The organism is Clostridium sp. CTA-19 (assembly GCF_054767855.1).
In genome coordinates this window covers 17,563-36,072 of record NZ_BAAABH010000019.1, presented here as the reverse complement: position 1 = coordinate 36,072, position 18,510 = coordinate 17,563, and the positions used below count along the sequence as shown (strand labels likewise).

Here is an 18,510-nt window from a genome sequence, read left to right as displayed (position 1 = left end):
ATAAATATTTTAATTTAAAATGTTAAAATACGTTAAAAAAAGTAAATTACATAAAATGGAAGGAAATATAATGCTGTTATAGAAATATTACTTATATATGAAATTTATTTTTATGAGGTGATATTTAATGGAACAGTCTGTTTTTATAAATTTAGAAGAAACCATTTTAGCAGGAGATATATTAGACATAGGACGTGACAATTATGGTATAATATATAATCTATTCAAAAGTTATGATAAAAATGGCGATGTGGAATATATAGAAAAGGGTAAGGAAAGTAATATAAAAGAAAAGAAATATGATAATTGTGTTTTGTTTTTTTCATTAAGCTCTATAATAAACAATATAGAAAAACAAAAGATAATAGACGAAATACACTGTTGTTTAAAAAATGATGGATTATTATATATATGGGATATAGATAAAGAAGGGTTAAAACCTTATGAAAATCATATAAAAGTTTATATGCCAGATAAAAGTTTAAAAGAATTTGATATAAAAGACAATAATCCTTTAAAACAAAGTTCAGGAGAAAAAACATTAGCCTTTTTAGAGAAAGAATTTCAAATTTTAGACTTTAAAAGTGGCGCTCAAATATACTATATAATGTGTAAAAAAAGGAGAAAAAATTAATGAAGGTTTTATTAGTAGGTGTAAATGCAAAATATATTCATAGTAATTTAGCTATAAGATATTTAAAAGCATATACAGAAGAATTAAATTATGACTGCGAAACTATAGAGTTTTCTATCAATGATAATATAGAAAGAGTTGTAGCAGATATTATAGAGAAAAAACCTAGTGTTCTAGGTTTTTCGTGCTATATATGGAATTTGGAATATGTGGAAAGAATTGCAAATACTGTTAAGAGAATAGATGAAAATATTACTATTTTTTACGGTGGTCCAGAAGTAAGCTATGATGGTAAAGGATTTTTAGAAAATAATGTAGGGGAGTTTTTGATTGAGGGTGAAGGTGAAGAAACCTATAAAGAATTCATAATTAACAAACTAAAAGAATATAATGGGGAAACTATAGATTGGTCTAATATTAATGGCTTATATTTTAAAGAAGAAAATAAAGTTAAATATAGTGGAAGAAGAAACCTTATGAATATGGAACAAATAGTGTTTCCATATGAGGAAAATGAAGATTTAGAAAATAAGATTGTTTATTATGAAGCATCAAGAGGATGTCCTTTTAATTGTAAGTATTGCCTTTCTTCAACATTTCATGGTGTTAGATTCCTAGACATAGAAAGAGTAAAAAAAGAATTAAAGTATTTTATTGATAAAAAAGTTCGTCTTGTAAAATTTGTTGATAGAACATTTAATTGTAATGAAGAGTTTGCTAATAAAATTTGGAACTTTCTTATAGAAAATCATTGTGATACCAGATTTCATTTTGAAATATCAGCAGACTTATTAAGAGAAAAATCTATAAAAACATTATCAAAGGCTAAAGTTGGCTTATTTCAATTTGAAGTAGGTGTTCAAACAACTAATGATAATGTTTTAGCTAACATAAACAGGCATGTAAACTTTTCTGAAATAAAAGAGAAAGTTGAAGAGTTAAAAGGTTTAAAAAATATAATGCAGCATTTAGATTTGATAGCAGGACTTCCAGGTGAAGATTTTCAGTCTTTTAAAAAATCTTTTAATGATGTTTATAAAATAGGTCCAGATGAATTACAATTAGGTTTTTTAAAATTGCTTAAGGGTTCACCTATGACATTAGAGGCAGAAAAGTGGGGCATGAAGTATAGCCAGTATCCACCTTATGAAGTTTTATCAACAAAGGATATTAGTTATGAAGAACTAAGAGTTTTGAAAGGAATTGAACATATGGTTGATAAATATTTAAATAGTGGGAAGTTTAATAACATAATTAAATATTTTGATAACATAAGTAAGTTTGAAAGTCCTTTTGACTTTTATTATGAGTTATCTAGATTTTATGATAACAAAGGATATTTTAAAAGAAAAATTTCTTCTCAAGATTATTATAAAGTATTCCTTGAATTTAACGAGGAATATCTAAAGGAAAGTAGTGAGTTTTTAAAAGAACTAATAAAGTTTGATTACTTGTATTTTAATAAGAAAAGAGGGTTACCTAATTTCTTATCAGCAGAAAATGATAAAGTTATGGAACGTAAAATTAAAGATTTATTAGTGAAAGATGAAAAAATTAAAAATGGAAATGAAATACATATAATTAAATTTAAATATAACATGCAAGAATATTTAAATTTAGGGAATATTAAAAGGGAAGATTTTTATTTAGCTTTCTATAATGAAAAAGATGGATATATGACCGTGGAAAATTACTATTAAGAGAAAATAATTGTAAAAACATTGTTAAAAAATATACTAAATAATATATAAATTTACAACGTTTTCAGTGTGCTCTTTGATCTTATTATTTTTAATATTGTATATAAAAAAGTAGATTTTTGTGATAAAATTAGTTTTATATCAATAATAAAAGAAAAAAATAAGTAAAAAGAGCATTTTTTATGCAGAAATATGTATAATATAATTAATAAGATTAAAAATTTTTTAATTTAAAATTAAATTAAATTAAAAAAATATTCACTCAAATAAATTTATCACATTAAAAAACTTTGTTAAAAATATGTTAAAATTTATAATATTTTTAATATAAGGCTTGTTTAATTTGTAAAAATTACTTATAATATGTGGTAAATAAAAACTCTTTAAAAGTAATTTGATATGTTTTATAAGATATATGTTATTTATTTAAAATAATTAAATTTACAAAGCATATATTCTTATAATTAATATATAAAGGTGGTGATATTTTGGCATTAGAAGCAATTAACAAAGTTAAACTAGCAGAGGAAGAAGCTATAAAAGTTATTGATGAAGCAACAGTTAAAGGCAAAACATTAATAATGAATGCAGAAAAAAAAGCTAAAAATCAATATGATGAAATTCTTTCAAAAGCAACTAAAGAAGGCGAAGTTATAAAAGCTAAATTCTTAGAAGATAGCAATGAAAAATGTAAGCCGATTTTGGAAAAAGGGAAAAAAGAAGTACAAGAAATTTTAAATTCAGAAAATGACAACTTCCCAAAAGCAGTTAAATCAGTAATTGAGAGGATAGTGAATTTCAATGGCAATAGTTAAAATGAAGAAATTTACTCTTTTAGCCTTTCAGTCACAGAAAAAAGAACTTTTACAAAATCTGCAAAGGTTACAAGCTGTTCAATTTACAGAATTTAATATTGAAGATGAACAGTATAAAGAGTATTTAAAGCAAGATTCCGCTTATGTTGAAATATCTGAAGTTGAAGATAAGCAGGCCCAAGTAAAATTTGCTATTGATTTTTTAAGCAAGTATGAAGAAAAAAAGGGAATGCTTAATGAACTTAAGCAAGGAAAAGATTCTTTAACTTATGAAGAACTTGAAAAAAGAGTTGAAAATATAAGTTGGAAAAGCGAATATGTTGCATTAAAACAGTTAGAAAATAATATAACTGAAAAAAATCAACATATAAGCAAACTTAGAGGCGACATTGAAGAGTTAAGCAAATGGATTAATTTAGATATGCCTATGAGTGATGTAAAAGGATTCAAAAATACTATTGCTTATTTAGGGACTATTCCTAAAAATTTCTTAGAAAATTTAAGAGAAGAAATAGGCAATAACTTTGACACTTCTTATATTGAGACTATAGGCGAGGATAGTAGAGACGCAAATATCTTAATGATTTTCCATAAAGAAAATTTAAAAGATATAGATATTATTTTAAAAAGATATAGCTTTACAAGAGTACAGAATGAATATCAATCAGTACCAAGTGAAGTTATAAAAGAATTTAAACACAAAATACAAGAAATCAAAAATGAATTAAAAGAAACAAATGAAGAAATAAAACAACACCTTATGCATTTGCAAGAATTTAAATTAGTTTTTGAACATTGTGAAAGTGAACTTGCAAGATTAAAAAGCTATGAGAAATTTTTAGCAAGTAGCAATATATTCGTTGTTGAAGGATATGTACCTTGTGAAGATTCAAATGACTTTGAAAAAATGCTTAAAGGTACACTAAGCGATAATTATTATTTAGAAATTGAAGATGCAGAAGGTGATGAAACACCGGTATTACTTAGAAATGGTAAACTAACAGAAGCTTTTGAACCAATTACAGAAATGTATAGTTTGCCAAGGTATACAGAAATAGATCCAACGGTATTCCTTATGCCATTTTATATATTATTCTTTGGTATGATGTTATCAGATGCAGCCTATGGAATAATACTTTTCTTAGGTACATTAATTGGATTAAAATTATTCAACCTAGAAGATGAAATGAGAAAATCATTTAAAATGTTTTGCTATTTAGGATTATCTACAACTTTCTGGGGAATAATGTATGGAAGTTACTTTGGAGATGCTATTTCACTTCCAGCGCTTTGGATGAAACCAGATAGTGATGTAATGATGCTTATGATAGTATCAGTAGCATTAGGATTAGTGCAAATTACTGTAGGTCTTGCGATAAAAGCATATATGTATATAAGAGATGGAAAGATTTTAGATGCATTATGGGATGTAGGACTTTGGTATGGAATACTTGGAGGATTAATACTTTGGGGTTTAAGTGCTTTTGGAGTAATTAATAATCCAACTTTAACTACAGTTTGTAAATACTTAGCTTTAGTTTCTGCAATATTAATCATATTGACAAACGGAAGAGAAGAAAAAGGAATAGCAGGTAAGTTAGGTCAAGGTTTCTATGCTTTATATGGTATTACAGGTTATGTTGGAGATTTAGTATCTTACACAAGACTTGCAGCACTAGGACTTGCAACAGGATTTATAAGTATGGCATTTAATATGATGATAGGAATGTTTGGAAACCCTATAGCTAAGATTTTAGCAGGTGGATTAATATTCGTAGTAGGACATATATTTAACTTATTTATAAATGCATTAGGAGCATATGTTCATACTTGTAGATTGCAATATTTAGAGTATTTTGGCAAATTCTATGAAGGCGGTGGAACTGCTTTCAAACCATTAAAATATAGTTCAAAATATGTGAATATCACGAAGAAATAAGGAGGAATTTTTCATGACAACAATAACAGAATTTTTATTACAAAACTCAGGAATATTTTTTGCAGCAATGGGTATTGCTTTAGCAGCTATACTTCCAGGAATAGGATCAGCTAAAGGTGTTGGTATGGTTGGAGAAGCAGCAACAGGATTAATAACAGAGGAGCCAGAAAAATTCGGTAAAGTTCTTATATTAGAGTTACTACCAGGTACACAAGGTTTATATGGTTTCGTTATAGCACTTATGGTTTCATTCCAAGTTAGCACAGATATGTCTCTTGCAAACGGATTATATTTATTTGCAGCATGTTTACCAATAGCATTTGCAGGTTGGAAATCAGCTATATCTCAGGCTAGAACAGCAGCAGCAGCAGTTCAAATATTAGCTAAAAAACCAGAGCATAACACAAAAGGTATCATATTAACAGTTATGGTTGAGACATATGCACTTTTAGGATTCGTTATGTCACTACTTCTAATCTTAAATGCTCAGTTCTAAGTATAAAAAAGAATTTAGTATTAAGGACGTGATTTTTAAATGTCAAATTTAGATAATTTAACTTCTAAGATTATAGAAGATGCTAAAAAAAAGGCAGATAATATAATTGCAGAGGCTAAAGAAAAAGAATCTCAGATAATTGAGAAAAAGAAAAAAGAAGCAGAAAAATCATCACAAAATGTTATAGAAAAAGCAAATTTAGAAGGAAAAAATCTTTTTGATAGAGCTATTTCTAAAACTGAATTAAAAGTTAGAAATGAAAAACTTGTTGCAAAGCAAACAGTTATAAATAAAGTTTTCAATGAAGCAGTAAAGGAACTTAATGCTATGAATAAAGAACAATTCTTATCATATGTTAAGGAACAAATAAAATCACTGCCTATAAGTGGAGAACAAAACATAATAGTTGCTTCTAAAGATAAAGAAAAAATAACTTCTGAATTCTTAAATGAACTAAATGGTGAGTTAAAGAATGCAAAAATCATCTTAAGTGAAGAAACAAGAGAAATAAATGGCGGATTTATACTATCTAAGGATGGTATAGAAATCAACTGTTCTTTTGCAGATGTTATAGACTCTTTAAGATATGATTTAGAGAATGAAGTAGCAAATATGTTGTTTGATTAATTTTAAGGAGGATAGCCATATGGATAGAATGGAATTTACTCATGCTGTGGCTAGGCTAAGAGTTATTGAAACTAAACTCCTTGATAAGATGAAGCTTGAAAGAATGATAGAAAGTGCTTCATTAGAAGAAGCAATAAGAGTTTTATCAGAAACTCAGTATAATGAAAGTATTTCATTATTAAAAAGAGTTGAGGATTATGAAGTTGCATTAAACGAGGAGTTAAAAAAATTATACTCTCTTATGTATGAGGTTTCTCCTGATAAATTAATTGTTGATATCATGAATTTAAAATATGATTATCATAACATTAAAGTTTTAGAAAAGGAAAAAATCTTAGATAAAGATTTATCTTCCTTACTAATTCCAGTTGGATCAATAGATGTCGAAAAATTAAAGACATCTATTGTAACTGGTGATTTAAAAGGACTAGAGCCTATAATGAGAGAGGCCATAAAAAAAGCTGAGAATGATTATGAAGAAAATAAAGATTCTCAAAGAATAGATATAATTTTAGATAGATACCTTTATGAAGATATGCTTAAAAGAGCTAAAGAAAGCAAATTTGAGTTTATAGAAGGTTATGTAAAAAGAACTATAGATTTAACTAATATAAAAATAATGCTTAGAGTAAAAGCTCAAGATAAAGACATGAAGTTTTTAGAAGGAGTTTTAATAGAAGGTGGATACATGCCACAATCTACACTTATAGAAGGATTAAGTATTAGTTTTGAAAACTTCATAGAAGTGGTATCAAAATATGGATATGATAAAGTTTTAAAACTAGTAGTTGAAGATTATGCTTCAACTAAAAAGTATACTTCAATAGAAGTTCATTCTGATAATTATCTAATGGATTATATAAAAGGTGCAAAAGGAGTAAACTTTGGACCAGAGCCTATAATTGCATATATAATGGCTAAAGAAACGGAACTAAAAGTTGTAAGAATAATACTTGCCGGTAAGCTTAATAAAGTGGAAAGCAATATTATAAGAGAAAGGTTGCGTGATATATATGCATAAGATAGGTGTTATAGGAGATAAGGATTCTGTATTAGCTTTTAAGGCTATTGGAGTTGATGTATTTCCAGTTGTTGAAGTAGAAGAAGCCAGAAAAGCAATAGATAGATTAGCACGTAATGAATATGCAGTTATATTTATTACTGAACAATTAGCGCAGCATTTAGAAGAGACTATTGAAAGATATACTAGAGAATTACTTCCATCTATTATATTAATTCCAAGTAACCAAGGTAGTTTAAACATTGGTAAGAAAAGAATTAGTGATAATGTTGAGAAGGCTGTAGGTGTAAATATCTTATAGAAAGGTAGGTATGTAGCTTGAAGATCGGAAGAATAGTTAAAGTTTCAGGACCCTTAGTAGTTGCTAAGGATATGGATGAAGCTAATATATATGACGTTGTAAAAGTTGGAGAAAGTGGTCTTATAGGTGAAATCATAGAAATGAGAGGCGATAACGCTTCAATTCAGGTTTATGAGGAAACTTCAGGAATCGGACCAGGAGACCCAGTTGTAACTACTGGAGAAACACTAAGTGTTGAACTTGGACCAGGACTTATGGAGTCTATGTTTGATGGAATACAAAGACCTCTAGATGCATTTATGGAGGCTGCAAAATCTGCATTCCTAACAAAGGGAGTATCTGTTAAATCATTAAGCAGAACTAGAAAATGGGATTTTAAACCAACTGTAAAAGTTGGAGATAAGGTAGTTGCAGGAGATATTGTAGGTACAGTTCAAGAAACTCCAGTTGTACTTCATAAAATAATGGTACCTTATGGAATAGAAGGAACTATAAAAGAAATAAAAGCTGGCGAATTTACAGTTGAAGAAACAGTTTATGTAGTTGAAACTACAAATGGAGATAAAGAGTTAACATTAATGCAAAAATGGCCTGTAAGAAAAGGTAGACCATTTGCAAGAAAGTTAAATCCATTAGAGCCAATGACAACAGGACAAAGAGTTATAGATACATTTTTCCCAGTAGCAAAAGGTGGAGCGGCAGCAGTTCCAGGCCCATTCGGAGCAGGAAAAACAGTTGTTCAGCACCAAGTAGCTAAATGGGGAGATGCAGAAATAGTTATCTATGTTGGATGTGGAGAACGTGGAAATGAGATGACAGACGTTCTTAATGAGTTCCCAGAACTTAAAGACCCAAAAACTGGTGAGAGCTTAATGAAAAGAACAGTTCTTATAGCTAACACATCAAACATGCCAGTTGCAGCAAGAGAAGCTTGCATATACACTGGAATAACAATAGCTGAGTACTTTAGAGATATGGGATATTCAGTATCAATAATGGCTGACTCAACATCTCGTTGGGCAGAAGCGTTAAGAGAAATGTCAGGAAGACTTGAAGAGATGCCAGGAGACGAAGGTTATCCAGCATACCTTGGATCAAGACTTGCTGATTATTATGAAAGAGCTGGTAAAGTTATAGCACTTGGATCAGACGGAAGAGAAGGTGCAGTAACTGCAATTGGAGCGGTATCACCTCCAGGAGGAGACTTATCAGAGCCAGTTACTCAGGGTACTTTAAGAATAGTTAAAGTTTTCTGGGGACTAGATGCACAACTTGCATATCAAAGACACTTCCCAGCAATCAACTGGTTAAATTCTTATTCACTATACTTAGACAAGATAGGCGGATGGATGGATGAGCAAATAGCTAGCGATTGGTCTGAAATCAGAACAAAAGCTATGGCATTGCTACAAGAAGAATCTAGCCTTCAAGAAATCGTAAGACTTATTGGTATGGATGCATTATCAGAAAAAGATAGATTAAAATTAGAGGTTGCAAAATCTATAAGAGAAGACTATCTACAACAAAACGCATTCCACGAAGTTGATACTTATGCTTCACTTGATAAACAATATAAAATGTTAAAACTTGTTTTAGAGTTTGGCGTTCAAGCTGATAAAGCTCTAGAAGCAGGAGTTTACTTAGATAAGATATTAAAAATGACAGTAAGAGATAAGATTGCTAGAAGCAAATATATCCCTGAAGAAGAAATAGACAGAATGGACGATATAGCTAAAGAATTAGCTATAGAAGTAGATAAATTAATCGTGGAAGGAGGTGTCCTAGATGCTTAAAGAATACAGAACAGTTACTGAAGTTGTTGGACCTTTAATGGTTGTTGAAGGTGTTGAAGGTGTAAAATACGATGAACTAGTTGAAATCGAATTACAGACTGGAGAAAAAAGAAGAGGTAAGGTTCTAGAAGTTAACGGAAGCAACGCTATGGTTCAGCTTTTTGAAGGATCATCAGGAATAAACTTAAAAGGAACAAAAGTTAAGTTTTTAGGAAGACCTCTAGAAATCGGCGTATCTGAGGATATGTTAGGTAGAGTATTTGACGGTATGGGAAGACCAAAAGATAATGGTCCAGACATAATACCAGAAAAAAGATTAGATATAAACGGAGAAGCTATAAATCCAGTAGCTAGAAACTATCCATCTGAGTTTATACAAACAGGTATATCTGCAATAGATGGATTAAACACTCTAGTTAGAGGACAAAAACTTCCAGTTTTCTCAGGATCAGGACTTCCACATGCAGAACTTGCAGCTCAAATTGCAAGACAAGCAAAAGTTTTAAACTCTGATTCAAAATTCGCCGTTGTTTTCGCAGCAATAGGTATAACTTTTGAGGAAGCAGAATTCTTCGTAGAAGAGTTTACAAAAACAGGAGCTATAGACAGATCAGTTCTATTTATGAACTTAGCATCTGACCCAGCTATCGAGAGAATAGCTACTCCAAGAATGGCTCTTACAACAGCTGAATACTTAGCATATGAAAAAGGAATGCACGTACTTGTTATCATGACAGACATAACAAACTATGCAGAAGCCCTTCGTGAAGTTTCAGCAGCAAGAAAAGAAGTTCCTGGAAGAAGAGGATATCCAGGATATCTATATACTGACCTTTCTACATTATATGAAAGAGCTGGAAGAATTAAAGGTAAGGAAGGTTCAATAACACAAATACCAATCCTTACAATGCCAGAGGATGATAAGACTCACCCAATCCCTGACCTTACAGGATATATAACAGAGGGACAGATAATTCTTTCAAGAGAATTATACAAAAAAGGTATAATGCCTCCAATAGATGTTCTTCCATCATTATCAAGACTTAAGGATAAAGGTATAGGTAAAGGTAAGACTAGAGAAGACCATGCAGATACAATGAACCAGTTATTCTCAGCTTATGCACAAGGAAAGCAAGCAAAAGAACTTGCTGCTATCCTAGGAGAAGCTGCACTTTCAGATACAGATAAGAGTTTTGCAAAATTTGCTGAAGCATTTGAAGAACAGTATGTATCTCAAGGCTTTAATGCTAATAGACCAATAGAAGACACTTTAAAATTAGGTTGGGACTTATTAACTATACTACCTAGAACGGAGCTTAAGAGAATCAGGGACGAATATTTAGAGAAGTATTTACCTCTAAGAGAGGATGATTAAATATGGCAAAACTAAATGTTAATCCAACGAGAATGGAGCTTAGTAAACTTAAAAAAAGACTTACTACAGCTACAAGAGGACATAAGCTTTTAAAAGATAAGCAAGATGAACTTATGAGAAGGTTCATAGATCTTGTTAAATATAACAATAAGTTAAGAGCAGAAGTTGAAGATAATCTTCAAGATGTATTTAAAAATTTCTTTATGGCCAGTGCAGCAATGCCACCGGAAATGCTAGAAGCATCATTAGCATGTCCAAAAGAAAGTATATCAGTAGATGTTTCAACTAAAAACGTAATGAGTGTTAATGTTCCAGTTATGGAATTTATAAGAAAATTAGAAGGAGACAATGGAAGTATATATCCATATGGTTTCGCTTCTACAACAATAGAACTTGATGAATCTTTAGAAAAATTATACTTAATTCTTCCAAAACTTTTAGAACTTGCGGAAGTTGAAAAATCAACTCAGCTTATGGCAGATGAAATTGAAAAGACTAGAAGAAGAGTTAATGCTCTTGAATACATGACAATACCTCAACTTCAAGAGACAATCAAGTACATTAAAATGAAACTTGATGAAAATGAAAGAGGTGCATTAACAAGACTTATGAAAGTTAAGAGCATGATGGAAGAACAAAAGGCTAAGGCTTCAAATAGTTAAAAAAGGAACTTTTAGTTCCTTTTTTTTATGAAAAGTAATATCATGAACTAGGCATAATTATACTTTTATTTCTTTTCATATGCCTTATTAAAATTATTCATAGAAATATACAGAAATATATTATATAATATATTAGGATTTAAACGGAAAAGACAATTTATAGATTAATTATAAAATATATCTATTTATATATATTTGGAAGGAGAAACTATGGCAATAAGAGAAATTTTACAAGTTGGAGATAAAAGATTGGAATCAGTATGCGAACCAATAAAAAAAATAGATAAAGAGGTTTTAGAATTAGCTAAGGATTTAAGAGATACTTTATATAATTGTGACGGTGTTGGACTTGCAGCACCACAAATAGGAGTGCTAAAAAGAGCAATTCTTATAAATCTTAGAAATGGATCAGACGAAATATTATTATTTAACCCTAAAGTAACAAAGCAATCTGGAAGCGAAAAGGATTATGAAGGATGCTTAAGTTATGTAATGCACGAAGGTGAAGTTGTAAGACCTACAAGTGTTACAGTTGAAGGAATGACTATTGAGGGACAAAGAGTAAGATACGAAGCAAAAGGATTTTTAGCAAGAGCATTTTGTCATGAAATAGATCACTTAGATGGTATAATGTACATGTCAAAAGCAGAAGTTATGTACGAATTAGTTGAAGAATAGAATATAATAAGAGGAGCTGTCTCAAAGTAAATTTTAGTTTTACTTTAAGACAGCTTTTATATTGAAATTTGATTTAAAACTAAAATTTTACAATTAAAAATTGTGGATGAGACTTATTTTTAGTTTCATCCATTACTTTTAACAAACTATAGCTATAGTTTGTTTTCTCTATAGAGAAATAAGTAAAAATCTAAAACATCATATTTAAAGATATAATGAATAAACTTTAAAAAATGTTTATAGATATTGAATTTTTGATATAATATAGGGAAACAAGTTCCAATTTAAATTTATTCAATAACCTTAAAATATTTTTATACAAGATGTAGTGTTGAATTTTAAGTGATTCGGAGCATGTCTTACTATTTTAGGTATCCAAGTTTTGAAATGGATAATTTTAAAAGTCAACTTGGAACCCTATATAATTCATAAAACAAAGTACTCTTTAAATAAAAATTCATTATGATATTATAAAGTAGTACTTTGTTATAAAGTTTTAATTTTCAAAGCCAAAATTGACAAATCTTAAATAAAAAGATTGAAGGTGATTATATGGCAATAAAAAATGAAGAGATGATTTTAGAAGTAGAACGATTTAATAATACTAAAAAGTGGATAGTCGAAAAAAAGGGAAAAGTGAAAAAAGACTATGAAAAATATGAAGAAAAAATAACAGATTTAAAAAAATCAAGTGGTGGAACCTATAGCAATGACCTATTAATTTATGAAAATTTATTTAAATTTACTAGTGAAAATGTTAAACGATATGAAGAGGCAAGTATAAATCCATATTTTGCTCGTATTGATTTTAGAGAAAAGAGAAGAGATACAGAAACTTTTTATATAGGAAAGTTTGGTCTTAATGATGAAGATAAAAATGAAGAGGTAGTAATTGATTGGAGAGCACCAATTGCTAACTTGTATTATAGTGGTACTTATGGTGAAAGTTATTATTTTTCACCAGTAGGAATAGTAGAAGGTGAACTAAACCTTAAGAGAAAGTTTTTATTAAAGGATGGTTCCCTTAGAGATGCCTATGATGAAGGTGTTAATGAAATAATATTAAAAAATAGTATAGAAGGTGAGCAGCTTACTGATGAATTTTTAAAAGTTACTTTAGAGCAAAATGTGAGTAGCAAACTTAAAGATGTTGTTGCTACAATTCAAAAGGAACAAAATGAAATAATAAGGGCTTATAAAAATAAACCAATAATAATTCAAGGTTCAGCAGGATCAGGAAAAACTACAGTAGCATTACATAGGCTCGCATATCTTGTTTACGAATATGATGATGATGTTAAAAATGAGGAAATATTAGTAGTTGCACCTAATAAAATATTTTTAGATTATATATCTGAGATTCTTCCTAACTTAGGTGTATATAATATGTCTCAGAAAACTTTCGAAGATGTATGTAAAGAAATCTTAGGATATAAGGGCAAAGTTTATGGCAAGGATGAAAAGCTTTCTATGTTAATAGAAAGTGATGATAATGAAAAAGTAAAGTATATAAAAGCATCAAGTAAACTTAAAGGTTCATTGTCATTTAAAATGCTTTTAGATAAGTATATAAAGTATTTAGAAAAACAGGATATAGATGTAGATGATATAAAGATAGAGGAATACGTTTTATTTTCAAATAAAGAAATAAAAAGGCTTTATGCTAGAGATATGGTACATCTACCTATAAAAAAAAGAAAAGAAGAGATAGAGCGATATTTTAAAAAGAAATTAAAAGATAAAGTTCAAACTATTAAAGAAAAAATAGAAGATGATTACTTTTTTAAAATCAAAGATGTTAAATCTTTAAATATTAAAGAAGAAGAAAAGCGAAAACAAATAATTTCACTTTATGATGAAAGGGATTTAAAGGTTTCAAAACTTAAAGAACAAGGAAAACTAAAATTAAAAGAGTTTTTTAAGGCGTGGAAGCAAAGAGAAATAACTGAAATATATAAAAAATTATGTTCATCAAAAGAACTGTTTAACCATATAACTAATAATCAAATTCCAGAAAATATAGTTGATTTTATTATAGAAACTTCAAAAGAAAACTTCTCAAAAAAAATTATAGATATCGAAGATTTAGCGCATATGGTATATTTAAAATCAAAATTAGAGGGGTTAAACAAAAAATATATTCACATCATAATTGACGAAGCTCAAGATTATAGTTATTTCGAAATGTATTTATTAAACTTATTAAGTAAACAAAATTCATTAACAATAGTAGGCGATTTAGGGCAAGGCATATACAATTATAAAGGTATAAATGATTGGGATAAACTTATTAAAACTGTATTTAATGATGATGCTACTTATATAAATTTAACTCAAAGTTATAGATCTACAATAGAAATAATAGATTTTGCAAATAAAGTTTTAAGTCATCAAGATTTAAATGTAAAACCAGCTAAACCAGTTTTAAGACATGGCGATGTTCCAAGTACAATTGAGTTTTTAGATGACAAAGATTTTATAAACAAATTGAATGGTGTATGTAGTGATTTAGAAGAAAAAAATAAAGAAAGTGTAGCTATAATATGTAAAACTATAGATGAATGTAAAAAAATAGGCAAAGAGATTAATAAATTAGCAAAATATAAATGGACAATTATAGGGAACAATAGTAATGAAATAAAAAGTAAAAAGATAATTATACCTAGCTATATGACTAAGGGATTAGAATTTGATGCTACTATTATTTATAATTGTAGTGAAGAAAATTATAATAATGAAGATATAGATAAAAAATTATTATATGTAAATTTGACTAGAGCGTTGCATAAGGAATATATATTTTATAAAGGAAAAAAATCTCAACTTATAACTTAAAAAATAATAATTATTACTTGAAAATGATTGTTAGATATGTTAAAATATTATCATAAAGAAAATATTTACATATCAAATGATATTTTTTAAGATATAAAGTTATTTTACTAAACATAAATTTATATCCATATAATCATTTTTGATTATATGGATAATCATGTTAAAAGAGTTATAATTTCTGTAATTATTACACATATTAGTTTATAAAATAGTTTAATTATGATGAATTATTGTATTAAAAACTTATTTGAGTTTTATACTTTTAATTCTATAGGGAAACAAGCTCAAATTTAAATTTATTCAATAACTTCAAAATATTTTTATACAAAATATAGTGTTGAATTCTAAGCAATTCAGAGCATGTCTCACTATTTTGGGTATCCAAGTTTTGGAATGGATAATTTTAAAAGTCAACTTGGAACCCTATAAGTCAATGTAATATAAAATAAGAATATTGTTTTAAATGGAGGAGTAGAATATGAAACCAGCTGAATTAAAAAAAGACTTATATTGGGTTGGAGCAAATGACCCAGAGCTTAAAATTTTCGATATAATAATGGAGACGAAAAGAGGTACTACTTACAATTCTTATTTAATAAATGATGAAAAAGTTGTATTATTTGATTCTGTAAAAGACAAATTTTCAGATGTATTTTTAAATAATATAAAAGAAGTTATCGGTGATAAAGATATAGACTATATAATAGTTCACCATACAGAGTTAGACCATAGTGGATCTTTAATAAAGGTTTTAGAGGCTTATCCTAATGCAACTGTAGTTGCATCAAAAGCTGCATTAAGATACTTAGAAGGCATATTAAATAAACCATTTAATGGCGTGGCTGCATCAGAACCTTTAAATATAGGAAAAAGAACACTTAAGTTTATATCAGCACCTAATTTACATTGGCCAGATACTATGTTCACATATGATGAATACGATAAAGTTCTATTTACATGCGATGTTATGGGATGTCACTATTCTCCGAAGGGATGTATAACAGGAGACTGTGGTGGAGATTATGTAGATGAAATGAAATATTACTTTGATTGCATAATGGGACCATTTAAAAAATTTGTAAATATGGGATTAAATAAAATAGATGGCTTAGAGTTAGATATGGTTGCTCCAAGTCATGGACCAGTTCATATTAAAGAAGATATATCAAAATTTAAAGAATTATATAGAGAATGGGCTAAAGAAGAGCCTATAAATGAAAAAAACATACAAATATTCTATGTTTCAGCTTATGGAAACACAGGAAAAATTGCAGAGTTTATAGGAGATACTATAAATAAAAAAGGTATTAAAGCAGAAGTACATGAGATAACAGGCGAAAATTTATGTGAATTAATAGGAAAAGTTGAAAAAGCTAGTGGAATCTTAATAGGTTCACCAACTATAAATCAAGATGCTGTTGCACCAACTTGGAATTTACTAACTGGTGTAAGTGCTGTTATTAATAGAGGAAAAGCAGCAGAATCCTTTGGGTCTTATGGTTGGAGTGGAGAAAGCGTTCCTATGCTTCATAATAGATTAAAAGAACTTAAATTTAAAACTTTAGATTCTGGATTTAAATTTAACTTTGTTCCAGGGAACGAAGATTTTAAAGCGTGTGAAGAATTTGTAGAAAAATATTTAGAGTTAGTTAAATAGTTAAATAATATTTATGAAAGACTGTTTTGAAATAAAATTTTAATTTTATTTTAAAACAGTCTTTTTATGATGAATTTTATATAAAAGTAATGTCTTAATGTTTTTTTGAAAGGAATTATTATAAGTATGGTAATTTGAAATGAATAAGTTTAAAAGTCAACTTATTCATTTACTTTTAACTATCTATAGTTGTATTTATTTCTATCAACTGATAACAAAAATTTGATGAATAAATTTAAATGTATAATAAAATATATAGCTGAATAATTTAAAAATTTCTTTTAAGTTAAGTTTGAAAGCTTACAAAAAAATAAAAAATAGATTCGTATTCTTTTATAAGTATATAATTCTAACTTTATTTTAGGGATATTTTGTCGAAAAAGTTTTTACCACTAAAAAAGATTAATAGAAATTTAAAAGATTTTATTACTTCGACAATAATTACTTTTTTCCACGGTGTTGATAATATATAATTATATTGAGGTTGAAAAATATGGGTGAATTTATAATTAATAGAATAAAGTATTACAGAAATTTAATAAGAATAACTCAAAAGGAATTATCAGAGGGACTATCTAGCTCTAATTATATATATATGCTAGAAAATGGTAAGAAAAAATTATCTATGGCTATGGCTGTGAAACTAGCTAATAGATTTAATGAACTATCACAGGAAAAAGGAATAATTTTAAATATAGCAGCGAAAGATTTGTTAAGGACATCAGAAGAAATAATAGAAGAGCATTATACGAAAGAGTTTGAAAATTTAAAAAAATACAAATATGATTTTGAAAAATTTGAAAAATTATTAGATAAAGTAACTGAAAATAAAATTATAAATTTAATGATAAAGATAAATAAAGAAATTGGAGAAAATGAGTATAAAGAAAATAATTGTAATTTGGCATTAAAATATTTACAAATTGTTTTAGATTTTATATTAGAATACCCATTTTCAGAGGAATTTGAATTTATAGAAGTAGAAGTTCTAAATAGAATAGGTTCATGTTATTATAAACTTGAAAATTTTGAAATTTGTATGGATTATTTTAAGAGGGCTTATGAAAAATATGAAGTTTATCATATAAATGACGAAGAGTTGTTAGGAAAAATTTTATATAATATAGGCCTTACAATTTATATAATTGGAAGATATGATGAAGCTATTTATTATTTAAATGAAGCATTAAAATTAAATAATATAAATAATCAAGAAAAAACTAAGATAAATATAATAAAAGCTAATATTTATCATAATACAGAGCAATATCTTGAAGCTTTAGAAGTATATGAAGAAATAGAAAAATATGAGAAAAGTTATTTAGTATATTATAATATGTCTATCATTTCAGAAAAATTAGGTTTAGAAGATAAAAGTGGAGAATATCTTAATAAATCTATGAATTTACAACTAGATGATAATTCAGAATTGACCACTAATACTTTGTTGCAACTTAGTTACATGTATAGTCAAAATAACAAATTAAGAGAAGCCCTAATTTGTTCTGAAAAGGCGCTTGTAAATGCTAGAAAGTTTTATCAGGTAGATAAATATGTAGAATGTTATCAAAGTATTTTTGAAATTTTAAAATCAATGAAGAAAATAGAAAGATTTGAAGAATATGTGGAAGATATACTTTACGAGATTAATATATACCATGAAAATTATAAAATTTTATATAATATAACATTATTATTATTTCAGTATACCAGTGAAATATCTAAATTAGATATTGGATTAAATATTATTAATAAAATAAAGGGAGGAGTATAAGTTATGAAAAATGTTAAAAAATTTTTAGTAGGTGGTATGTTAATTATTGGATTATTTGGCATTATAGGAAATACTCAATTAGTAGATACAGCATTAAAATCTCAGGATATAGCAAATCCAGGACCAAGTAGAATAGTAGTAAAAGCATAATAATATTATTAAAATTTAAAATAAAAGCTACATTGTTAAACACAATGTAGCTT

The 18,510-nt window shown here is 27.8% G+C and carries 16 protein-coding genes; all 16 read left to right on the top strand.

The genetic code is table 11. From position 1 onward, the window contains the following. The first annotated feature begins 127 nt into the window (after positions 1 to 127). The 16 genes from ACYUE0_RS11605 to ACYUE0_RS11530 all read left to right on the top strand — a co-directional run bounded on the left by ACYUE0_RS11605 (position 128) and on the right by ACYUE0_RS11530 (position 18,457). Positions 128 to 634 carry a class I SAM-dependent methyltransferase gene (locus tag ACYUE0_RS11605; RefSeq protein WP_460270658.1) on the top strand — a complete coding sequence of 169 codons (507 nt, stop codon included), beginning with the start codon at positions 128 to 130 and terminating at the stop codon, positions 632 to 634. Then, positions 634 to 2,334 carry a B12-binding domain-containing radical SAM protein gene (locus ACYUE0_RS11600; RefSeq protein WP_460270656.1) on the top strand — a complete coding sequence of 567 codons (1,701 nt, stop codon included), beginning with the start codon at positions 634 to 636 and terminating at the stop codon, positions 2,332 to 2,334. Before ACYUE0_RS11605 ends, ACYUE0_RS11600 begins: the two co-directional genes overlap by 1 nt. Before the next feature lie 488 nt (positions 2,335 to 2,822). Further along, positions 2,823 to 3,149 carry a hypothetical protein gene (locus ACYUE0_RS11595; RefSeq protein WP_061995130.1) on the top strand — a complete coding sequence of 109 codons (327 nt, stop codon included), beginning with the start codon at positions 2,823 to 2,825 and terminating at the stop codon, positions 3,147 to 3,149. Continuing rightward, positions 3,136 to 5,088, top strand: coding sequence for a V-type ATP synthase subunit I (locus ACYUE0_RS11590; RefSeq protein ID WP_460270655.1), 1,953 nt, complete (start codon positions 3,136 to 3,138; stop codon positions 5,086 to 5,088). The genes ACYUE0_RS11595 and ACYUE0_RS11590 overlap by 14 nt, the downstream gene beginning before the upstream one ends. Before the next feature lie 13 nt (positions 5,089 to 5,101). Then, positions 5,102 to 5,584, top strand: a complete 483-nt coding sequence (locus tag ACYUE0_RS11585; RefSeq protein ID WP_010291738.1) for a V-type ATP synthase subunit K — start codon at positions 5,102 to 5,104, stop codon at positions 5,582 to 5,584. Between the two features lie 39 nt (positions 5,585 to 5,623). Continuing rightward, the gene (locus tag ACYUE0_RS11580) at positions 5,624 to 6,211 is read left to right on the top strand and encodes a V-type ATP synthase subunit E (RefSeq protein ID WP_061995128.1); all 588 of its coding nucleotides are present in this window, start codon (positions 5,624 to 5,626) and stop codon (positions 6,209 to 6,211) included. Positions 6,212 to 6,230: 19 nt separating this feature from the next. After that, positions 6,231 to 7,232: a V-type ATP synthase subunit C gene (locus tag ACYUE0_RS11575; RefSeq protein ID WP_460270652.1), complete on the top strand. Its 1,002-nt coding sequence runs from the start codon at positions 6,231 to 6,233 to the stop codon at positions 7,230 to 7,232. Beyond that, the gene (locus ACYUE0_RS11570) at positions 7,225 to 7,533 is read left to right on the top strand and encodes a V-type ATP synthase subunit F (RefSeq protein ID WP_010291733.1); all 309 of its coding nucleotides are present in this window, start codon (positions 7,225 to 7,227) and stop codon (positions 7,531 to 7,533) included. Before ACYUE0_RS11575 ends, ACYUE0_RS11570 begins: the two co-directional genes overlap by 8 nt. A 17-nt stretch (positions 7,534 to 7,550) precedes the next feature. Beyond that, a complete protein-coding gene (locus ACYUE0_RS11565; protein ID WP_460270650.1) occupies positions 7,551 to 9,326 on the top strand; it encodes a V-type ATP synthase subunit A in 1,776 nt (591 codons plus the stop codon). After that, positions 9,319 to 10,701, top strand: a complete 1,383-nt coding sequence (locus ACYUE0_RS11560) for a V-type ATP synthase subunit B (protein ID WP_010291727.1) — start codon at positions 9,319 to 9,321, stop codon at positions 10,699 to 10,701. Before ACYUE0_RS11565 ends, ACYUE0_RS11560 begins: the two co-directional genes overlap by 8 nt. 2 nt (positions 10,702 to 10,703) lie before the next feature. Beyond that, positions 10,704 to 11,363: a V-type ATP synthase subunit D gene (locus tag ACYUE0_RS11555; protein WP_061995124.1), complete on the top strand. Its 660-nt coding sequence runs from the start codon at positions 10,704 to 10,706 to the stop codon at positions 11,361 to 11,363. Between the two features lie 210 nt (positions 11,364 to 11,573). Then, positions 11,574 to 12,041 carry a peptide deformylase gene (gene def, locus ACYUE0_RS11550; RefSeq protein ID WP_460270648.1) on the top strand — a complete coding sequence of 156 codons (468 nt, stop codon included), beginning with the start codon at positions 11,574 to 11,576 and terminating at the stop codon, positions 12,039 to 12,041. A 552-nt stretch (positions 12,042 to 12,593) separates the two neighbouring features. After that, positions 12,594 to 14,876, top strand: coding sequence for an RNA polymerase recycling motor HelD (gene helD / locus ACYUE0_RS11545; RefSeq protein WP_460270646.1), 2,283 nt, complete (start codon positions 12,594 to 12,596; stop codon positions 14,874 to 14,876). A 478-nt stretch (positions 14,877 to 15,354) separates the two neighbouring features. Continuing rightward, a complete protein-coding gene (locus tag ACYUE0_RS11540) occupies positions 15,355 to 16,533 on the top strand; it encodes an FprA family A-type flavoprotein (protein WP_460270645.1) in 1,179 nt (392 codons plus the stop codon). Positions 16,534 to 17,026: 493 nt separating this feature from the next. Continuing rightward, positions 17,027 to 18,307: a tetratricopeptide repeat protein gene (locus ACYUE0_RS11535; RefSeq protein ID WP_460270643.1), complete on the top strand. Its 1,281-nt coding sequence runs from the start codon at positions 17,027 to 17,029 to the stop codon at positions 18,305 to 18,307. A gap of 3 nt (positions 18,308 to 18,310) precedes the next feature. Further along, positions 18,311 to 18,457 (top strand): hypothetical protein, encoded by a 147-nt coding sequence (locus ACYUE0_RS11530; protein WP_157450856.1) that lies wholly within the window; start codon positions 18,311 to 18,313, stop codon positions 18,455 to 18,457. Positions 18,458 to 18,510 lie beyond the last annotated feature (53 nt).

What these genes read in the sequence shown, in the direction of transcription:
- ACYUE0_RS11560 (WP_010291727.1), top strand. Translation starts at nt 9,319, where the DNA reads ATGCTTAAAGAATACAGAACAGTTACTGAAGTTGTTGGACCTTTAATG.
- ACYUE0_RS11530 (WP_157450856.1), top strand. Translation starts at nt 18,311, where the DNA reads ATGAAAAATGTTAAAAAATTTTTAGTAGGTGGTATGTTAATTATTGGA.
- ACYUE0_RS11540 (WP_460270645.1), top strand. Translation starts at nt 15,355, where the DNA reads ATGAAACCAGCTGAATTAAAAAAAGACTTATATTGGGTTGGAGCAAAT.
- ACYUE0_RS11590 (WP_460270655.1), top strand. Translation starts at nt 3,136, where the DNA reads ATGGCAATAGTTAAAATGAAGAAATTTACTCTTTTAGCCTTTCAGTCA.
- ACYUE0_RS11600 (WP_460270656.1), top strand. Translation starts at nt 634, where the DNA reads ATGAAGGTTTTATTAGTAGGTGTAAATGCAAAATATATTCATAGTAAT.
- ACYUE0_RS11535 (WP_460270643.1), top strand. Translation starts at nt 17,027, where the DNA reads ATGGGTGAATTTATAATTAATAGAATAAAGTATTACAGAAATTTAATA.
- ACYUE0_RS11605 (WP_460270658.1), top strand. Translation starts at nt 128, where the DNA reads ATGGAACAGTCTGTTTTTATAAATTTAGAAGAAACCATTTTAGCAGGA.
- ACYUE0_RS11575 (WP_460270652.1), top strand. Translation starts at nt 6,231, where the DNA reads ATGGATAGAATGGAATTTACTCATGCTGTGGCTAGGCTAAGAGTTATT.
- ACYUE0_RS11585 (WP_010291738.1), top strand. Translation starts at nt 5,102, where the DNA reads ATGACAACAATAACAGAATTTTTATTACAAAACTCAGGAATATTTTTT.
- ACYUE0_RS11580 (WP_061995128.1), top strand. Translation starts at nt 5,624, where the DNA reads ATGTCAAATTTAGATAATTTAACTTCTAAGATTATAGAAGATGCTAAA.
- ACYUE0_RS11570 (WP_010291733.1), top strand. Translation starts at nt 7,225, where the DNA reads ATGCATAAGATAGGTGTTATAGGAGATAAGGATTCTGTATTAGCTTTT.
- ACYUE0_RS11555 (WP_061995124.1), top strand. Translation starts at nt 10,704, where the DNA reads ATGGCAAAACTAAATGTTAATCCAACGAGAATGGAGCTTAGTAAACTT.
- def (WP_460270648.1), top strand. Translation starts at nt 11,574, where the DNA reads ATGGCAATAAGAGAAATTTTACAAGTTGGAGATAAAAGATTGGAATCA.
- helD (WP_460270646.1), top strand. Translation starts at nt 12,594, where the DNA reads ATGGCAATAAAAAATGAAGAGATGATTTTAGAAGTAGAACGATTTAAT.